Origin of the sequence: Francisella philomiragia subsp. philomiragia ATCC 25015 (genome assembly GCF_000156715.1) — a bacterium.
GTDB lineage: Bacteria > Pseudomonadota > Gammaproteobacteria > Francisellales > Francisellaceae > Francisella > Francisella philomiragia.
Genome location: NZ_DS999316.1, coordinates 503,005 through 521,302 on the forward strand (window position 1 = coordinate 503,005; position 18,298 = coordinate 521,302).

Genomic DNA, 18,298 nt, shown 5'->3' on the forward strand with positions numbered 1-18,298 from the left:
ACACTCCTGGAATTATGTTTCCTAGTCCTAAAAGTGAAGTTAGTGGTTATAGAATTGCAAGTATAGGCTCTATTCGTGATACAGCTATGGACTACGAAGGTACAGCCTATTATCTTATAGACTTTCTCAAACAGAAGAATACAAAAAAATTCTTATCGCGATATAATTTCATATCTGAGCAAGATTTTTTAGAAAAACATCCTCAAGAAATAATTAAAGATATTTCAGCTACAAAAACCAACTATAATGTAAAACAAGCAGCCAAAAATATTGTTCATGACTTTAGAGCCGGGCATTTCGGTAAAATTTCTCTGGAAGATCCTCAAATTATACAACAAGAAAAAGAACAATTTATTATGAACCAACTTGAGCAAGAAGATAATCTCTAATTGTCTTAAAATCAATATAAAGCTATCATATAGCATAGTTAGATACTTTTATTTAGAAACTATAATTAATGTCTGAATTAGAAAACACTTCAACAAAACCAAAAAAAATTGGCCACATTAAGGCTACTAGAAAAAATATTCTTAGTGCTCTACTGATTGTAGCTATGATCAGTGGTGGTGTCTACGGTATAAATAGCTACTTAGATTATAAACATAATAAATTTCTAAAAGAGTATAATGCTGCTATCAAGGATATCAAAAATCATAATAGCAATGGTTATAATAATGCTTTTAGCATTCTCAAAGAGATTGTTGAAGATAACGAGGCTACTGCTCAAGACTTTTTTTATTTAGGGTACTCATATCAATATGGATTTGGTACTGAAAAAAATTACTTTGATGCTTACAAGTACTACAAGAAATCAGCTTCTTTAAATTATCCTCAAGCTTTTTATCAAATAGGTGTTCTTTATGAAGATGGCTTAGGTGTTAATAAAGATAATACAAAGGCTATGGATTACTTCAAAAAATCATATGACTTAGGTTACAAAAATTCAATAGTCGATTTAGCAAATATAATTAGTTCTAATAACAATCTAATATCAACCACCGATCCAGAAATCTTATATGAAATATATCTAGCTTACAAAGATGGTAAACTACCTAATGAAAATGATAAAACCATAGATAAATACATTATAACAGCTGCGGCTAATGGTTATGAACCAGCCATAATTGTTCAAGCACGTAACTTTACAGACAAAGGTGATAACTATAGAGCTCTAATGCTATGGCAAACACTATTATACAGCTCAGATCCTAAGGTAGCTGAACTAGCTAAAAAGGAAACAGTAGAAGTTGAAAATCTAGTTAAACAAGAAAGATTGAAAACTCTAGAAAAAGAAAGACTAAAACGCATTGAAATACAGCAAAATTTGCGTAAAAAACAACTGGATGATACTAGAAGAATCGAACAAGTACAGAAAAAAATTGAATTTGCATTATCAACACCAAAACAAGAAATAACTAATCTAGATGGATTAATTTATTTAAATCTCTCAAGAGTAAATAAAGGTCAATTACAACAGTTTTATTCAGATATACTAAAAGCATCTATCGACATAAAATTATTAAATACCGACAATAATCTGGATTATAGTTATATTGATGATTTCTTAATCTTATCGAAATATATAGACATAAGATCATCTTTACGATTTGACTTCGGCGAAAAAGCTAATAATAACAAGTATGAGGGCATTGTTTATCTTTTCTATAATTATGAGAACAAAATGGTCAAACAAAGTGCCATAGCAGCTCTTAAAAATATAAAGGCTAAAGAGTCATCATTAACTCCAAAGTTAGCTAATGCTCAGGAACAGCCTTTAGATTACTCAAATAAACCTATAAAAGAAAAAGTAAAACAAACAGAAAAATCTAAAACGAATGTTGATAAAGTCCAACTAACCTATGAAGAAAAAATCCAAAGAATGCAAGTATTTGCTCAAAAAGGAGATTTTAGACAATTATATAAGCTAGAGCAGGTAGCAAAAGATGGTGACGTTTATGCCATGTACTATGCTGGGGAATATTACTACAATGTAAAGGAGTATAAAACAGCTCTCGATTACTTCAATGAAGCTGCTGATAAAGGATATGGTCCTGCTTATTATAAGCTAGCATCTTTATATTATAATGAAGAGCAAAACGGAGTACCTTACGATAAAGAAAAAGCTATGTATTACTATAAAAAAGCGGCTCAACTAGGCGTAAGAAATGCTCAACATATATTAATGCTTATTGAATAATAAATTCATACTCAATCATTCCTACATGATTATTGATACTCACCTTTTTTCCAATGTTTACGACAAACTGAAACATATCGAGTATCGATATCTTTTAAAGAATCATCATCAACAACTATTGGATTACCCTCTTTTATAGCTTTACCATTTTGCACCATCATATTAAAACTAGCTTTTTTACCACAGTGACAGATAGTTTTGACCTCTTCTAAAGTGTCTGCAATTGCAAGCAATAAAGCTGCTGTTTCAAAAGGTTGACCTAAATAGTTAGTACGTAGTCCATAACAGATAACAGGTATATCTAACTGATCCGCAATATCAGAAAGTTGCCAAACTTGGGCTTGGGTAAAAAAGTGTATCTCATCAATTAAAACACAATCTACCTTATGTTTTTCGTTATAATCTTTGACAAATTCAAAGATGTTATCTTGATCTGTTAATGAATAAGCATCTTGATCTATACCTATTCGTGATTTAACTTTATTTAAACCCGCTCTTTTATCTATTGCTGAAGTTAAAACTAAAGGTTTTCTGCCTCTATCTTCATAATTATAAGCTACTTTTAAGAGATCCAATGTTTTACCCGCATCCATTGCTGAATATCTAAAATATAATTTTGCCACTATTAAAACCCTTTATATTTTTTTCCTAATAATATTAATCCCATGACGAATAGGTAAAACTAATGTTTCCAGATCATCTCTTTGATTTACATATTTATTAAAATCATCTAATGCTTTTGCTCGTTTATCTTGTGGATCTATCACCTCACCACGCCAAAGTATATCATCTACTATGATAACTCCTTTATCAGATAGCTTCTTAATTAAAATATCAAAATATTGTTGAGTTTGTTTTTTATCGGCATCAATAAATGCAATATCTATATAATTAGGTAAAGTTGGTAATATATCAATAGCATTACCTTGACAATACTCAATATTAGGATACTTAGCTATAAACTCTTTAGCTATCACTTCGCCCGATTGATTAGCTCTATCAATAGTATACACCTTTGTATTAACTGATACTTCTGCCATCGCAATAGCTGACATTCCAGTAAATGTGCCAACATCTACACAAATTTTCGCTTGAGTTGTAAATACAAAAAACTGTAACAATTTAGCTACTATCTTTTCTGATAGCATCTGAGCACCATGAACAGACTCTTTTGTAGAATTATTTAAAAGATTTAGATTAGCTGATAAATCACTCGTATGCTCAATACAGTATTGCCAAATACTATCTTCAGTAAACTGATTTTGTTTCATAACAAATGAGAATATAAAATAATTGACTCCAGGTATTTTGCATTAATGATAATCATTAGTCTAGAGACTTGCCGTGCTTTTAGTTAAATTTTATGATAGAATTTGCGAGCATTTTACTATAAACAACTTTTTAGTATTTAGAGAATAAATTAAATAACAGCATAAAATTATAAAGGTTTCAGATCAATGAAAGAACAAAAAAAAGTTTTTATAAAAACTTTAGGTTGCCAAATGAATGAATATGACTCTCAAAAAATGCATGAGGTATTAGATGAGCATTTTCATACCGTTAAAACTGATGACTACAAAGAAGCAGATATAATATTAATAAATACATGTTCTATTCGAGAAAAAGCCCAAGAAAAAGTATTCCATGAGTTAGGAAGATGGAAAAATCTTAAAAAGAAAAAAGAAGATTTAGTAATCGGTGTTGGTGGTTGTGTTGCATCTCAAGAAGGTGAAAACATTATCAAAAGAGCTCCATTTGTAGATCTAGTATTTGGTCCTCAAACTATTCATAGATTACCTGAGATGATTAAGAGAAAACAAAGCACTCAAGAATCTCAAGTTGATATATCTTTCCCAGAAGTTGAGAAATTTGACTTTTTACCTGAGCCAAAAGCTGAAGGTGCTAAAGCATACGTATCAATTATGGAAGGATGTGATAAGTACTGCTCATACTGTGTAGTACCATATACTCGTGGTCCAGAAGTTAACAGACCATTTGAAGATGTACTTGGAGAATGTGCAGCTCTAGCAGAACAAGGTGTTAAAGAAATTACTTTATTAGGACAAAATGTAAATCACTACTTAGGTCCAATGGAAAATGGCGAAACTGCAGATTTAGCCTTACTAATTCACTTCATAGCTGAAATAGATGGTATCGAAAGAATTAGATTTACAACTTCTCATCCTGTTGAGTTCTCACAAAACCTGATCGATGCTTACGGTAGCGTACCTGAACTAGCTAATCATTTACACTTACCTGTACAACATGGCTCAGATAGAGTTCTAATAAATATGAAAAGAAATCATACAATTCTAGAATTCAAACAAAAGATAAGAAAGTTAAGAGCAATAAGACCAGATATTACTATTTCATCTGATTTCATTGTTGGTTTTCCAGGTGAAACTGAAGAAGATTTCCAAAAGCTTATGGATCTAGTAAAAGATGTGAATTTTGATCAGTCATTTAGCTTCATATATAGTAAGCGTCCTGGTACTCCAGCTGCTGACTTACCTGATGATACTCCAATAGAAGTTAAGAAAGATAGACTAAAAAGACTACAAGATTTATTAAATAGTAATGCGCAAATTATTTCTAGACAAATGGTAGGTACAGAGCAAAGAATCTTAGTTGAAGGTACATCTAAAAAAGATGATAATGTTCTGGCTGGTAGAACAGAAAATAATAGAATTGTTAATTTCATAGGCGATAAGTCTTTGATTGGTCAGTTTGCTATGGTTAAAATAACAGAAAGCTTACCAAACTCTCTTAGAGGAGAACTTATTTAATTTATGAATAAAACTCAATTTGTTCTAGAGCCCTATAATTACGATGCCATGATGCTACTTTGTGGTAACCTTGATGAAAATATTCGCGCGATTGAAAATTATTTTGATGTTGAAATTAAACACCGTACGGATGAATTTGAGATAACAAGTGAATCAAGCGCCAATAATACTCAAGCAAAAAGATTTATCAAATCATGTTATGCTGAAATTTTAGCTGGAAATACTGAGCTTGACCTAGAGCAAATCACAACGATCCTAAATGCTACCGCAAAAGAAAAAGTAGCATCAAGTAATAAAGCTCAAAAAAAAGTTGAAGAAGCTGAAGTTCAATTACGAAGTAAAAAACTAAAAGCACGTACACAAAACCAAGCTATTTACCTTAATAATATCAAAAATAATTTTGTTACATTTGGTGTTGGTCCGGCAGGTACTGGTAAGACATATATGGCAATCGCTTGTGCTGTATCTGCTTATGAAAGAGGTGAAGTTAGAAGAATAGTACTTGTTCGCCCTGCTGTTGAAGCTGGAGAAAAATTGGGTTTCTTACCTGGTGATTTAGCTCAAAAAATTGATCCATACTTACGTCCAATGTATGATGCTTTGTTTGACTTTATGGGTGTCGAAAAAGTTACAAAACTAATAGAAAAACAAGCCATCGAGATAGCGCCTTTGGCATATATGCGTGGTAGAACCATTAATGACTCTTTTATAGTTCTTGATGAAAGTCAAAACACTACTAAGGAACAAATGAAGATGTTTTTAACAAGAATTGGTTTTAATACTACTGCTGTCATAACAGGAGATATAACTCAGGTTGACTTACCTAAGAATGTAACTTCTGGCTTAAGACATGCTCTATCAATTCTTGACAATATTGATGGTGTAGCTATTAGTTATTTAAAATCAGTAGACATTGTACGCCACCAAATAGTTCAAAAAATTGTAAATGCTTATGACAGGCATGAAGAGAACACTAAAAATGGATAGTCTAAATTTAAATGTCATCAACGATGACGAACACCCCATACCTAATCAAGATTTACTAGAAAAATGTTTTGCTCTCGTAGCTGATAAGCATAATATTTCACAAGCTGAAGTTAATCTGAGTATTGTATCAAATCAAGAAATACAGCAAATTAACAAGCAATTCCGTCACAAAGACAAACCGACAAATATTATCTCTTTTGAATTTGAAAAACCTGAAGGGTTACCAGAAGATATAGCTGACAATTTTTGGGGAGATATTGTTATAGCTCCAGAAGTACTCAAGAAAGAAGCCAAAGAGCAAAATAAAAATTTAGATGACCATTGGCAACATATTTTTATCCATGGGTTATTACATTTACTAGGCTATGATCATATTGATGATATAGAAGCTGAGGAAATGGAGAATTTAGAGATTGAGTTACTAGCTGAACTAGGAATTGCTAATCCGTATATTGAACAAGAGAATTAGAATGGCCGAAAATAATCATTTTATAAAAAAACTTACATCAAGCATTTTTAATATTAAAAGTGAAAATGCCCTTATTGATGCTATTAATAGAGCTGCTGATAATGAGGTTATTGATAAAACATCACAGAATATGCTAATTGGTGCTATGAAAATATCATCTTTAGATGTCGGTGACATTATGATTTCTCATACAAAAATAGTTGCTATAGATATGTCAATGTCAATCAGTGAAATCCTAAAAAAGACTATAAACTCAAGCCATACGCGCTTGCCAGTTTATTGTAGAGATAAGTCAGAGGTACTAGGTATTCTGCATTCAAAAGATCTATTAAAACTAATTTTTGAAAAAGAAATTGAATCTTCTGATGATGAAGAACTAAAAGCAGAGGATATAAAGACTATACTTCGCCCTGCTATTTTCATTCCAGAAACAAAAAAACTTAATGCAATGTTAAAAGACTTTAAAAATAGTCAAAATCATATTGCTATTGTTGTTGACGAGTATGGTGCAATTTCTGGACTAATAACTATCGAAGATGTCTTAGAAGAAATTGTTGGTGATATAGAAGATGAGTTTGATATTTCTAGTCAAAATATTGTCAAAATAGCTGATGATAAATTTATAATTGATGCTACAACATCAATTGAAGATTTCAACGAATATTTTGCAACATCGATAGATGATGATGGTGATTATGATACTATCGCTGGGATGATAATTCAGACCTTAGAAAGATTACCTGAAAAAGGCGATAGTATTGTTATTGATGGCTTGAAATTTATAGTACAAGAAGCAGATAATAGAAAAATCATCAAAATTTTAGTAGAAAAATTTAAGAAGTAATGAAAAAGATTATTCTAAAAATCGCTCCACCAATAGTAAGTGGCGCCTTACTAACGTTGGCTTTTGCTCCATTTCGCATCGATGTATTAGCTGTTGTAGCTTTAGTAGCTTTTTTTTATTTATTAAATCGATCAGTTAGAATTCGTGACGCTTTTTTCACATCTACGTTATTTGGAATAGGTTTTTTTGGTACTAGTATATCTTGGGTATATATAAGTATTCATCTATTTACCGAATCAGTAGCTGCTGGACTATCTGCTGCTATTGCATTAGTAATTTTACTTAGCTTCTTACATATAATACCTTTTGGTGTTTTTAGCCATATTCTCACACGTAAAGCTAATAACTTTTCTAAGCTATTAATTTATCCTGCATTATGGACGCTATTTGAGATTGTCAAAGCAAACCTTCTATGGGGAGGATTTCCTTGGGTTTCTCTTGGTTACTCACAGACAGAATCGCCTTTAATTTGGTATGCGAATATTGGTGGTGTCTATTTAGTAAGCTATATAATTGCTTTGATTGCTTCTCTAATAGTCTTTTTCATCTGTGACAACACTTCTACTAAGAAGACAATTAGTGTTGTAGCTATTATAGTAACGTTATATTTAGGTGGTTATCTTATTAAACACAATCAACCTGAAATCCAAACGAATCAACCTCAAAAAGTAGTTTTGATCCAGGGCGATTTTGTCCAAGGGTTTAAATGGGATCGTGATAACTTTGCAAAAATGCAAAAGTACTATCAACAAGCTGCATCTAAATACAAAGATTCCTTAATAATACTATCCGAAAATGCCATCCCTAATTATCGACAGTTTATGAGTGAATATTTTAGAAATCTTACAAAATCTGCAAATAAAAATAATAATGCTATGCTTATAGGATCTTTAAGTGCTGATCAATCAGCTGCTGGAACTAAAATTTATAATAGCTCTATCATTATTGGCAAAGGTGAAGGCGTTTATAATAAACATCACTTAGTCCCATTTGGTGAATATTTTCCAATTAAGTTTTTTGGATATGTAGATAGTGTTGGTCTTAGTAGTTTTAATGCTGGAGATAATATTCAACCCATTATGACAGCCTTTGGCTCGCCTATTGCTAATTTTATTTGCTATGAAGTTGCATATCCTGAACAGGTTCGAGATCAACTACAAGGTGCTAGACTTATTTCTATAATAAGTGATGACTCGTGGTTTGGTGACTCTATAGCACGTGAGCAACAGCTACAGATATCTCAAGTAAGAGCTATAGAGAATAACAAATATGTTCTTACAACTACAAGTAATGGTATTACAGCAGTTATCAATTCAGATGGAGTAATTGTCAAAGAACTACCTAAAGATACTCGTGCATCGCTTGAGCAAACAGTGTATCTCAATGACTATCACTCTATTTGGATGAGAATTGGAATGGCTCTAATTTTTGGACTTATAATACTTAGCTTAGTTGTTGGAATAATACTAAAAGAAATAACAAAGAAAGCTAGTTTATAGAGGTAAGTAATGAATGAAAAATAAGATATTTTTAGTTAGCATTTTTGGACTTGCTCTAAGCTATAGTTTTGCCTCTGAGATATATGAAAAAGATGATAATGGAATACCAACTTTTTCTAACGAACCAACTAAAAACTCTAAAAAGCTAGATCTTGGAGATATAAACGTAGTTGATGAACCTTCAGACTCTGATAAAATTACTATAAACAATAACATCAATATTTCAAATCAAACTAATAGTAGCAGTAATGATAATACTCAATTAGAAAATAATTATTATTCAGGTTACTGTTCTCAATATTATGACAATTACTCATCATATAGCTATATTCCTTATGAGTGTGGATATTTCTTCCATAGACCTTATTATGGGTTAGATAATGCTGCTAACAGAACATGGGACAGTATAGATAGAGAAAAAAATGATCATTATATACAACAAAATATCAATGCTAATAGAATTACGCAAGCAGCAGCGCCAATGGGCATGAGAATGGCTGGAGGAAGAAGATAGATTTTATAATGAAATCCTTTCCTGAATTTACTATGCGACTAAATAGTCGTGACTCTTATCATATTTTTTCAGAAAATAAGATATAGTTATTTTTTTAAGCCTATTGAAAAGTCATAGACTACAAATTTAGGCTTATACTGAGGGTTTAAAGCAGACGTTGCTGAAATAAAGTTGGAGTAATCTAATACATTTAGAACATTCCATCCATTTATAGGCTGATTAAATCTATATGCTCCCGCAAACATATAATCCATATTTTTAACATTGAATACATTCCAATTGCCAATCGGTTGATTAAAACTTCTAGCTCTATAAAACATATGATCCATGTTTTCTACCTTTGAGGTGTTCCAATTACCAATTGGTTGATTGAAGTTTCTAGCATTAGCAAACATATAACTCATATTGTTTACTTTTGATGTATCAAAATCAGTTATATTAGCCTTTATTTCCTCACTACCATCAAATAAATAACTCATATCGGTAACATGCGAAGTACAAATATGATTAATATTATAGTTTTCATAATTAAACGGTATATTTTTTGTTAGTAGATTAGTAACATATCCATCTCTAATAGATATATTACCTACAACAAGAGTATAACTATTCCCAAAACCATTTTTAATTACGCTACCAACTTCATATTTCGAGCAAGTATATGTGGATTTTGAAGTAATGTCAGAACTTCCTGTATTTTGATAATAAGTTTGATAAGCATCTTTAATTGATTGACAAGATGTCAATGAAGCAACTGATGATACAGAAAATAAGTAAAACAATACCCTAGAAAATTTCATTTATAACGAACTTTTTTTTAAACAAAGATTATATAATATATTATATACTAATTAAAGCTTTGTAGCATTTTATAAATGTATCAAAAAGTTAGCTTCTATGATAATTTGATTACATTCTAGTTTTCTAACTTATTCTGATAATTTTAACTTTCTTATCTAGCAAATTTCATATAGCCTGTGATCATTAATCCTAAAAATAGTTATCAATATGAAACGTTTATTATTTACATCTTTATACTTAATTCCAACATTTTTACTAGCAAACACTACTCTAGATGACTCTTTTAAGAATCTGGAAGATGAATATCATGGTAAACTCGGTATATACACCCTCAATACAGATGATAAAACTAATATCAGCTACAATGAAAATTATCACTTCCCAATTTGTAGTGTTTTTAAATTTTTATTAGTTGGTGCAGTTCTAGAATATGATATGCAACACAAAGGTTTTTTAGATAAAAAAATTCTAATAACTCAAGACGATATTGGTACTCTAGGTTATGCTCCAGTAACAGGCAAAAATATTGGTAAAACTTTGACAATATCACAGCTCAATTACGCAGCTATTCTAAGTGATAATCCTGCTGCTAATATCCTTGTTAGAGAGATTGGGGGCTTGGAAAAGCTTAATAAATTAGTAGCAAAACTAGGAGATAAAGATACTATTATCAAAAATGATGAACCTAAAATCAATCATACAAAGCCAGATAGTAATATCAACAAAACAACGCCCAAAGCTATAACTCAAGATATCTATAATCTAGCATTTGGTAATATTTTGGATAAAAAACATCGTGAAATCTTCATAGGATATTTACAAAAAAACAATACTGGTGCAAATAGAATAGCGTATAGTATGCCTAAAAATTGGACAATTGGTGATAAGACAGGAACTTGTGGAGAGTATGCGGCTACTAATGATGTAGCTATAATTTGGCCACAGAATAAACCGCCTTTTGCTCTAAGTATTCTATATACAAACCCTAGTGATGTAAAAGCTCCAAGTAATGAAAAAATTATTCAGCAAGCATCTAAGTTAGTTTCAGAAAGTATAGCTAAGAAAGATTCTTAAAAAACTCAATCTCCTTAGGAAAAAGAGATTCAAAATTTTCTTCTATGTATACTTTTGAAGAATCATCTTTTTTACTGTTATTTACATATATTGGTATCCCAAAATTTTCTCCTACAGAACTATAATTCAACTTGTATAGTTCAGAAATTTTTTCTTCAAGCTTAGTGATTTTTTCCTTATCCAATTTAGCATTCAATTCAAAAAGGTAAATCTCATAATACTCATAATTAAAGTTTTGATTAATATTCTGCTTTTGTAAATATTTCTTAAATTCCTCATCCCATATTTTTAAATCATTTAATTTAAAACTGTCAGATGGACAATCAATACTATTCTTGTCCATATAAAACTGAACTAAAGATAGTACTCTTTGTATATCTGCTATTTGATAAGTGTACCAATTTTTTGTATCTACTCTATTATAGATCTTTATTATTAATGACTCGAAAGATCCATCTGAAGAAAACTGATCTATAATAGATTTCCAAAATTTTTGATTTTTTTGTAAATACTCTATACCTGTGTTGATATTTTCTAAAAATGCACCTGGAAAATAAACATCTGTCTGTAATATGTTTTTAGTTATAATCCATAAAGCCATTTTCTTGCAAAAAGCGTAGGTTTTATCATCTTTTGAAGTAAAATGCTTTTCAATTTCTATACTATTACCTAATACTAAATCTTCAAGTAAGTCATTATTACTTATATCAGATAGTGTATTTATCTCTTTTAAAATATTACCCACATAGGAAAAACTTAATTCTTCTAATTCATTTATTTGCATTTTTTTAAATAAAAAGGCTGCTTTTGAAATATCTTTTGGTTTTATTTTTTCTTTCAACCCTTCTTGATACTCAACTAAAGCTTTAGCTTCACTATAGTCATTATTAGAGCTTTGAATCTTATCAATAAAATATCCTCTTTCCATTTTTCTCTTGTGATCTATATTATCACCTTTACAGCGCTGTACTAGAGTCGCAAAATTTGGATAAGTAAATAACAACTCATAAGCTACTAAATATATTTGTATTTTTTCTTCAACTTTTATGAAGCGATAATAATTTTTTATATTTTCAAAAGTTATATCTCTAGATATATCTTGAGAAACTATATCAACTATAACTTTTATAATTTTATCGGCTTTTTCTTGCTTATAAATCTGACTAAGAACTTTTTTAATATTTCTCAAATTAATAGCATCTGACGAGTTTTTAGCAAATAAATTTGTGAAATTTTTATGATATTTATATGGTTTACTCGCTAATTCCTCTGATAATAATTTAGTAAGCTTCTTAACCTCCTTTTTAAAAGGTTTATTATCATCGATATCTTTAATAGTAAATTCAATTGTTTTAATAATTATAGCCTCTGATTTTATTTGCTTTTCTAAAGTAATTTGATGAGGGAAGTAATCTACTAATTTTTCTAAATATTTACTTATTATCTTTTGTCTAATATCCTGTGGACTACAAGCTATCACAACCCTATTATATTTTTTTAGCTCTTCAACAATCCCTATAAAATCATTAGCCATATATTTATCACATGGTAATCTTTCTAAATCATCGATAAATATCAGCATATTTTTAGGTAACATTTTATGCCAGTTATGCAAAATATATCCTGCTAACAAGCCATTTAGTGATAACCACTTATTCCAAAACTTTATAGTTATTAGCTGTTTTATAAATTCTTCTCTGCTATATGAGAAGCAACTTAGTCTTTCTATCCTAAAAGATTTATATTTTTTAACATAAACACTGTTAAAATAATGAGTTTTACCACTACCCCAATCACCTAATATAATATCAACGCCTGTAGATATCTCTTTTCTTTCTGATAGAATTTTTTAGACTTTTTAAAGTATGTTATAAACTTTCTAATTTTTTTATTTTTTACCTTTAATAACTTCGTAAAAAGTCTATTTATAGTAGGAGTTTTAAAAATAGTAATAAAAATATCTTTGACTAGAAAAAATAAAAAAATAAAAGCTACAATAAAAATTAAAATATTAGAAATATTCTCATAAGAAATTCTGATTATAAAAAGTACAATAACAAAGACTAAAATATTAAGTTTATTTCTAAAAAGAATTTTGATAATTTCTTGAAACATTAAATAGATATCATTTAAAATATATTAGCTTAATCGTACTATATAAAATTTAAAGCATAAAGCTGAAATTAAAAATAAGCAGTCCTCCACATAGAAGAGACATTATTTACAACCGAATCTCTATCTTGAATATTAGTTAAGAAATGTAGTCCTGTACGCTGTTCAATATCCTTTATTGATACTCTATAATTTTCAATCTTTGTCTTCTCAACTCTCGCATTAGGCATTACAAAGGCAATAGCTTGGTTTTTAGAAGGTACATATATTATCTTAAAGAAATAATCAGGCACTGCTATTTTATTATCACCTATTGTTTTATATATCTTCTGTTTCTTATAGATAGGACCTGTATATACATAGATTGAATCATACATATTTGCCCAAATTCGCTCATCTGTCTCTAATCTCTCCCAGCCTTGCCTATTCAAGCCTGCTTTTTGCGGTGACATATTCGACAATAAGAATGACTCATCAGCAGACTTTTTACTAAAATCCATAGAAGCATAAGATGCCAAATGCCCTCTATCATAACCAGAGCGTGAATAATCATCTAATGTAGCTCGATAAACAAAAGGTACATCACTATCCTCTTTAAATTTATCATCTCTTTTTAGTTTATTAGCAACTTTTGACTTTGTAAGTTTAAATGCCACCCAACTCGCCTCTTTAGTTTGATAATTATAGCCAACAACATAACCATCACGACATAGATAGAGATTTGACTGTCCTAATCCTTCTGTCACATCATAGCTAGGATTACCATAAGCCAAAAAACCATGACAATAATCAGTTACAGCAGGCAGTGTTCTAACAGGTGGATACTGCTTTAGGTTCTCGAATTGATTTATTTGCTGTTGTTGATCTTTTGCACTATCACTTTCAGAAAAGAATTTTGCAATTATATTTTGATTATCTTTAGCAGTATATTGCTTTAGTGGATCGCTAGTAAAATAGTTATATATTTTATAACGTAAATCTATAAATTTTTCTTTAATATCAAACTTATCAAATAGAAGTCCTGAAAAACCTCCACTAATAGTTAATACCAAAAATAATACTATCTTTACATAGCGAATTGACTTCTTATTGTCTTTGTTAGAGTTTTTATTTTTTGCTGCCATGTTTACCTGTTTTTTATCACAAAAATATCACTAGAAATTTTCATCTATATTAATTGAAAAATATTAGAAATAAAAAATTATTCAGCTATTTAATATGTCTTGTCTTGAATAATAAGAAATCTTTGACTTCTTGATCTTCGATTAATGGTAATACTTCTTTTCTAATTCTACTGTAGTAATTGTTTATAGTTTTTTTCTCGGTATAAGTTAGCATCCATGTTTCAATCAAATTATATTCATAAGGTACTAATGTCAAATCCTCAAAACAATAAAAAGGTCCATGCCCTGTAGGAGAATCTTGATTACGTTGTTTTACATAACACAAATTTTCAATTCTAATACCAAAGTGGCCTGGAAAATATGCTCCTGGTTCATTGCTTAGAATCATACCAGGCATTAGCTCAACTTTAGAAGCTGAGTTTATACGTTGAGGCCCTTCATGCACACCTAAGAAACTACCCACTCCATGACCAGTTCCATGAGCATAATCTGAACAGAAATGCCATAAATGCTCACGTGCTAATACATCTAAGTGAGATCCTGTAGTTCCTTTTGGAAAGACTGCTCTACCTAAGCCTAGATGACCTTTTAAAACTAATGTATAGTATCTTCTATGCTCATTAGATGGTCTACCGAAGTGCAGTACGCGAGTAATATCAGTTGTTCCTTCTTTATACTGCCCTCCAGAATCGCACAAAAGAGGTGCTTGATCATCAATTTTCTTTAGATTTGCATCTCTCTTAGCTGAATAATGAATAATCGCACCATTAGCAGCATGACCAACAATATATGAGAAACTATCTTCAACATAACCCTTTTGCTTAGCGCGAAACTCTCTGAGTTTTGCCATCGCATCAAGTTCATCTATCCCTTGATAGTTGTTCTCCATCCAATGCCACCACGAAATAAATGCAGCTGCATCTTTTTTATGAGCATCTTTTGATCCATTTATTTCAATAGAGTTTTTTAATGCCTTGCTCAAAATTATTGGACTAGTGTCTTCGATAAGTTTACTATGTTCATTTTCTTTGATTGCTAATTTAACAGCATAACTTGCAACATTACTATCGATAACAAACTTTGCAGCAAACTTTTTCAAATCTGCAAAGAACTCTTTATAATCAAGAATGATCACATTATTTTGCTCAAAATGACTATGAATCTCATCTGTAACTTTATCTTTGTCAATATACAAGAAAGTACTTTCAACTGTAACTACCATATAGCAAATAGCCAATGGTGTATTTTTGATATCTCTGCCTCTTATGTTTAAAGTCCACATAATTGAGTCTAAGCTTGTCTCTATCAGACACTCTGCTTTGATAGATTTTAAATATGTTCTAAGATTTCTTAGCTTTGAATCAACAGATTGACCAGCATATTGAATTTCGTGTACAAAAATATTTTCTTTAGGTATAGCAGTTTCTTGATTAAGCTCTTTTTGAGCTTGAGCTACCAGATTAGTATTATCAAAAACAATTTTACCATCAACTTTTTTTGCTATTGATAATAAATTTTCCGCTCTGGTAATACCAATTTTTTTTGGATCTATTGCAAGTGTTTTACCAGCTAAATTTTCTTCAAGCCACTCTTCTATTTTTGAAGAAAAAGCTGTTTGTTTTAATAATACAAATTCATTTTTATCAAGTTGATATTCGGCTTGAGTGAAATATCTACCATCAGTTGAAAGATAAGATTTATCTAAACCTATAAGGACATCTCCTGCTGAACCATCAAAGCCACTAATCCAGCTACGATATTGCCAGCACTCTGGAACATACTCATTATTATGATCATCTATAGAAGGAACTAAATAAAAATCATAGCCCTTTTCTTTCATTAATCTTCTTAAAACTTGTAATTTTTCAGACATTTTATCCCCATTAGATATATTTAAATTCATTCAAACCATACAAATGTAGCTTGTCTACCTGTAATACCTTCTTTGCGATAAGAGTAAAATCTTTTGTTACTGTAAGTACATAAACCAGAGTCGACTATATCAAAACAGTGATTATCATTTAATATTTGTCGAGCTACCATTTTCATATCAAAAAGATATTTATCTTCACTTTTTGAGCGAAATGCTTGTCCATATGCCTCATGCTGCTCTACAAATTTATCATGAACATCACAACCAACTTCATAGAAATTTCCAGATATACAAGGACCAAACCAAACTACTAGATCTAAGCCAACAAACTCTTTGAGGGTCTGCTCTAATATTCCTTGCAATAAACCTCTCCAACCAGCATGAATAGCAGCCACTTTTGTCATCTTTTTATCAAAAAGTATTATAGGCAGGCAATCTGCTGTCAAAACCACACAAGCCTGCTTAGGCTTATCTGTAACGATAGCATCACAAAAATCACCATTATATTCATCAAAACTTGTGACAATATTGGTATGATTTTGTCTTAACCATTTAATATCTGCGTTAATGTAAGATCTAAATGAATTACGATTTTTTTCTACAGCTAAATGCTTATCACCAACATTATCTGCTAGATTAAATTTAGCATATTTATCTTTACTAAAGCCTTGAGTATTATTTGTATAACCTAGTTTAAGTCTAGCAAAAGGCGTATTTACAAAAACTACTGACATCCTCTTAAACTTACCTATTTTTTAGCGTAACGATTTTTAACATAATTCTCGACAATCTCTATAAACTCTTTTGAGATATTATCACCTCTGAGGGTATGAGCTTTTTTGCCATCTATAAATACTGGTGCTACAGGAGACTCTCCACTGCCTGGCAAACTAATACCAATATCAGCATTTTTTGACTCACCTGGACCATTTACTACACAACCCATCACAGCTACTTTCATGGCTTCAACACCATGATATTGGTCTTTCCATGTATGCATTTTTTCATCTAAATGCTCTTTAACTGTACTAGTTAGCTCTCTAAAAAATGAGCTAGTAGTCCTTCCACAGCCTGGACAAGATGTCACACTTGGAGTGAATGTTCGCATACCGAGGTTTTGCAAAATCTCTCGACACACTCTAACCTCTTCTGTACGTGGAGCATTTGGTGCAGGAGTTAGTGAGACACGTATAGTGTTACCTATACCTTGTTGTAACAATATTCCCAAGCTAACAGCACTAGCAACAATACCTTTTGTACCCATACCTGCTTCAGTCAGCCCTAAGTGTAGAGCATAATCACACTCTTTAGCAAGCTTTTGATACACCGCGACTAAGTCTTGAACTTCACTAACTTTACATGAAATAATGATTTTATCTTTTGCTAAGCCAAGATCTTGCGCATATTTTGCGCTCTCTAATGCTGAAGTAATAAGGGCTTTATGCATTATTTGCTGCAATGTTAACGGATTTTCTTGAAGATTATTCTCATCAATTAGTCTAGCTAATAATGCCTGATCTAAACTTCCCCAGTTAACTCCAATACGAACAGGCTTATCATTTGCAATGGCAATTTTGGTAATCTCAGCAAACTGAGTATCTTTCTTTTTACCGAAACCTACATTACCTGGATTTATGCGATATTTTGCTAATGCCTTTGCACACTCTGGATATTTACTAAGTAGAGTATGGCCATTATAGTGAAAATCACCAACTAAAGGTACATGGCAATCATGCTTTGCTAACTCTTTAACAATCTCTGGCACAGCGGCAGCAGCTGGCTCATCATTAACGGTAATTCTAACTATCTCACTACCTGCTTTATGAAGAGCTAAAATTTGCTTAACTGTCTTTTCAATATCCGCAGTATAGGTATCTGTCATTGATTGGACAACAACTGGATTATTTCCGCCAATTAAAACATCTCCAACTCTTACAACATTTGTTTTACTCATATAAGAACCCAAAAAATTATATTTATATTTTTAAATAATTTCACGAAAAGTATACAATGTAAGA

General features: G+C 30.8%; 16 protein-coding genes and 1 pseudogene. 9 read left to right on the forward strand and 8 right to left on the reverse strand.

Annotation, left to right across the window (positions count from 1 at the left end; genetic code table 11):
- A pseudogene (locus FTPG_RS09915) lies at positions 1 to 389 on the forward strand (ribosome biogenesis GTPase YlqF); the annotation flags it as partial.
- 68 nt (positions 390 to 457) lie between these two features.
- Positions 458 to 2,197, forward strand: coding sequence for a tetratricopeptide repeat protein (locus FTPG_RS07880; RefSeq protein ID WP_004287913.1), 1,740 nt, complete (start codon positions 458 to 460; stop codon positions 2,195 to 2,197).
- A 29-nt stretch (positions 2,198 to 2,226) separates the two neighbouring features.
- Here the strand turns inward: FTPG_RS07880 and FTPG_RS07885 are convergent, their stop codons facing one another.
- On the reverse strand, positions 2,227 to 2,820 hold the full coding sequence (locus tag FTPG_RS07885; RefSeq protein ID WP_004287914.1) for a thymidine kinase: 594 nt from the start codon (positions 2,818 to 2,820) through the stop codon (positions 2,227 to 2,229).
- A 12-nt stretch (positions 2,821 to 2,832) separates the two neighbouring features.
- Positions 2,833 to 3,468: an O-methyltransferase gene (locus FTPG_RS07890; RefSeq protein WP_004287915.1), complete on the reverse strand. Its 636-nt coding sequence runs from the start codon at positions 3,466 to 3,468 to the stop codon at positions 2,833 to 2,835.
- A 186-nt stretch (positions 3,469 to 3,654) separates the two neighbouring features.
- Here FTPG_RS07890 and miaB point away from each other — a divergent pair, with 186 nt between their 5' ends.
- From miaB to FTPG_RS07920, 6 genes are read left to right on the forward strand one after another with little or no spacing between them, the layout of a single operon-like run.
- Complete coding sequence (gene miaB, locus FTPG_RS07895) at positions 3,655 to 4,983, forward strand: tRNA (N6-isopentenyl adenosine(37)-C2)-methylthiotransferase MiaB (protein WP_004287916.1); 1,329 nt, start codon at positions 3,655 to 3,657, stop codon at positions 4,981 to 4,983.
- A 3-nt stretch (positions 4,984 to 4,986) separates the two neighbouring features.
- Positions 4,987 to 5,970, forward strand: coding sequence for a PhoH family protein (locus tag FTPG_RS07900; protein ID WP_004287917.1), 984 nt, complete (start codon positions 4,987 to 4,989; stop codon positions 5,968 to 5,970).
- Positions 5,963 to 6,439: an rRNA maturation RNase YbeY gene (ybeY, locus tag FTPG_RS07905; protein WP_035722612.1), complete on the forward strand. Its 477-nt coding sequence runs from the start codon at positions 5,963 to 5,965 to the stop codon at positions 6,437 to 6,439. Before FTPG_RS07900 ends, ybeY begins: the two co-directional genes overlap by 8 nt.
- Before the next feature lies 1 nt (position 6,440).
- Positions 6,441 to 7,283: an HlyC/CorC family transporter gene (locus FTPG_RS07910; RefSeq protein ID WP_004287919.1), complete on the forward strand. Its 843-nt coding sequence runs from the start codon at positions 6,441 to 6,443 to the stop codon at positions 7,281 to 7,283.
- Positions 7,283 to 8,782: an apolipoprotein N-acyltransferase gene (gene lnt / locus FTPG_RS07915; protein WP_004287920.1), complete on the forward strand. Its 1,500-nt coding sequence runs from the start codon at positions 7,283 to 7,285 to the stop codon at positions 8,780 to 8,782. Before FTPG_RS07910 ends, lnt begins: the two co-directional genes overlap by 1 nt.
- 13 nt (positions 8,783 to 8,795) lie before the next feature.
- Entirely contained in the window at positions 8,796 to 9,296 is a 501-nt protein-coding gene (locus FTPG_RS07920; protein WP_004287921.1) for a hypothetical protein, read from the forward strand.
- 86 nt (positions 9,297 to 9,382) lie between these two features.
- On the opposite strand, the gene FTPG_RS07925 is transcribed toward FTPG_RS07920, so the two are convergent.
- Complete coding sequence (locus tag FTPG_RS07925; protein ID WP_035722613.1) at positions 9,383 to 10,096, reverse strand: BspA family leucine-rich repeat surface protein; 714 nt, start codon at positions 10,094 to 10,096, stop codon at positions 9,383 to 9,385.
- Positions 10,097 to 10,304: 208 nt separating this feature from the next.
- Here FTPG_RS07925 and FTPG_RS07930 point away from each other — a divergent pair, with 208 nt between their 5' ends.
- Positions 10,305 to 11,171, forward strand: coding sequence for a carbapenem-hydrolyzing class A beta-lactamase FPH-1 (locus tag FTPG_RS07930; protein ID WP_004287923.1), 867 nt, complete (start codon positions 10,305 to 10,307; stop codon positions 11,169 to 11,171).
- On the opposite strand, the gene FTPG_RS07935 is transcribed toward FTPG_RS07930, so the two are convergent.
- The 5 genes from FTPG_RS07935 to ispG all read right to left on the reverse strand — a co-directional run bounded on the left by FTPG_RS07935 (position 11,155) and on the right by ispG (position 18,234).
- The gene (locus FTPG_RS07935) at positions 11,155 to 12,786 is read right to left on the reverse strand and encodes a hypothetical protein (RefSeq protein ID WP_155105187.1); all 1,632 of its coding nucleotides are present in this window, start codon (positions 12,784 to 12,786) and stop codon (positions 11,155 to 11,157) included. The genes FTPG_RS07930 and FTPG_RS07935 overlap by 17 nt on opposite strands.
- Before the next feature lie 568 nt (positions 12,787 to 13,354).
- Positions 13,355 to 14,407: a DNA/RNA non-specific endonuclease gene (locus tag FTPG_RS07945; protein ID WP_004287926.1), complete on the reverse strand. Its 1,053-nt coding sequence runs from the start codon at positions 14,405 to 14,407 to the stop codon at positions 13,355 to 13,357.
- 85 nt (positions 14,408 to 14,492) lie between these two features.
- On the reverse strand, positions 14,493 to 16,280 hold the full coding sequence (locus FTPG_RS07950; RefSeq protein ID WP_004287927.1) for an aminopeptidase P family protein: 1,788 nt from the start codon (positions 16,278 to 16,280) through the stop codon (positions 14,493 to 14,495).
- A 26-nt stretch (positions 16,281 to 16,306) separates the two neighbouring features.
- Positions 16,307 to 17,014, reverse strand: coding sequence for a peptidoglycan editing factor PgeF (gene pgeF / locus FTPG_RS07955; RefSeq protein WP_004287928.1), 708 nt, complete (start codon positions 17,012 to 17,014; stop codon positions 16,307 to 16,309).
- A gap of 14 nt (positions 17,015 to 17,028) precedes the next feature.
- Entirely contained in the window at positions 17,029 to 18,234 is a 1,206-nt protein-coding gene (ispG, locus tag FTPG_RS07960; protein ID WP_035722616.1) for a flavodoxin-dependent (E)-4-hydroxy-3-methylbut-2-enyl-diphosphate synthase, read from the reverse strand.
- Positions 18,235 to 18,298: the final 64 nt, after the last annotated feature.

Bases quoted from the DNA above. Each gene is read 5' to 3' on its own strand.
- FTPG_RS07880 (WP_004287913.1), top strand. From the start codon at position 458: ATGTCTGAATTAGAAAACACTTCAACAAAACCAAAAAAAATTGGCCAC.
- FTPG_RS07890 (WP_004287915.1), bottom strand. From the start codon at position 3,468: ATGAAACAAAATCAGTTTACTGAAGATAGTATTTGGCAATACTGTATT.
- miaB (WP_004287916.1), top strand. From the start codon at position 3,655: ATGAAAGAACAAAAAAAAGTTTTTATAAAAACTTTAGGTTGCCAAATG.
- FTPG_RS07900 (WP_004287917.1), top strand. From the start codon at position 4,987: ATGAATAAAACTCAATTTGTTCTAGAGCCCTATAATTACGATGCCATG.
- ybeY (WP_035722612.1), top strand. From the start codon at position 5,963: ATGGATAGTCTAAATTTAAATGTCATCAACGATGACGAACACCCCATA.
- FTPG_RS07910 (WP_004287919.1), top strand. From the start codon at position 6,441: ATGGCCGAAAATAATCATTTTATAAAAAAACTTACATCAAGCATTTTT.
- lnt (WP_004287920.1), top strand. From the start codon at position 7,283: ATGAAAAAGATTATTCTAAAAATCGCTCCACCAATAGTAAGTGGCGCC.
- FTPG_RS07920 (WP_004287921.1), top strand. From the start codon at position 8,796: ATGAAAAATAAGATATTTTTAGTTAGCATTTTTGGACTTGCTCTAAGC.
- FTPG_RS07925 (WP_035722613.1), bottom strand. From the start codon at position 10,096: ATGAAATTTTCTAGGGTATTGTTTTACTTATTTTCTGTATCATCAGTT.
- FTPG_RS07930 (WP_004287923.1), top strand. From the start codon at position 10,305: ATGAAACGTTTATTATTTACATCTTTATACTTAATTCCAACATTTTTA.
- FTPG_RS07945 (WP_004287926.1), bottom strand. From the start codon at position 14,407: ATGGCAGCAAAAAATAAAAACTCTAACAAAGACAATAAGAAGTCAATT.
- FTPG_RS07950 (WP_004287927.1), bottom strand. From the start codon at position 16,280: ATGTCTGAAAAATTACAAGTTTTAAGAAGATTAATGAAAGAAAAGGGC.
- pgeF (WP_004287928.1), bottom strand. From the start codon at position 17,014: ATGTCAGTAGTTTTTGTAAATACGCCTTTTGCTAGACTTAAACTAGGT.
- ispG (WP_035722616.1), bottom strand. From the start codon at position 18,234: ATGAGTAAAACAAATGTTGTAAGAGTTGGAGATGTTTTAATTGGCGGA.